Source organism: Streptomyces litchfieldiae, from assembly GCF_031845365.1.
Classification (GTDB): Bacteria; Actinomycetota; Actinomycetes; order Streptomycetales; family Streptomycetaceae; genus Streptomyces; species Streptomyces litchfieldiae.
Map to the genome: position 1 here is coordinate 1 of NZ_JAVREL010000077.1, position 614 is coordinate 614.

The 614-nt window shown below is 69.4% G+C and carries 1 protein-coding gene; it reads left to right on the plus strand.

Translation table 11 applies throughout. The features are described 5' to 3' along the window. Positions 1-614 (plus strand): hypothetical protein (locus tag RM590_RS35455; RefSeq protein ID WP_311708934.1); only part of this gene is annotated, 614 nt, incomplete at both ends.

Sequence of the window (614 nt, forward strand, 5' to 3'; positions counted from 1 at the left end):
TGGAGGAGACCTACGGCGAGAACGGCCAGTACCCCAACTACAACATCGACAAGCAGGGGGAGGGCATGTTCTGGACCGTCGTCCGCAACGCCAACCACCCCGACGAAGAGGCCCGCTACGCCTGCGAGTGGCGCACCTTCTGGGTCGACTTCGGCGAACCGCCGCCCGACGAACCCGGGGTACTCGACGCCGAAATGCTCGCCGAACTCGCCTACGAACGCGTACGCGTGCCGGACACCGAGATCCAGTGGAACCCGTCCGGGACGCAGAAAGTCAATCTCGCCACCTGGATCTGGCTCGACGAGGCGGACTTCGGGCCCGTCTCCGTCACCGCCTCCCTCGACGCCTACGGACTGTGGGCCACCGCCACCGCCACACCCACCACGCTCACCCTCGACCCGGGAACCCCGGACGCCGTGACCCACCCCGCCACGGGAGAGTGCACAGACCTCGGGGAGCCCTACCGGGAGGGGATGGCGGAGGAGACGCCGCCGTGCGGGGTGACCTTTCTGCGGGCCACCCAGGATGCCGGGGCGTATCCGCTGACCGCCTCGCTCACCTGGGAGATCACCTGGGAAGGCTCGGACGGCGCCGGCGGAGTGCTGCCGGACGGG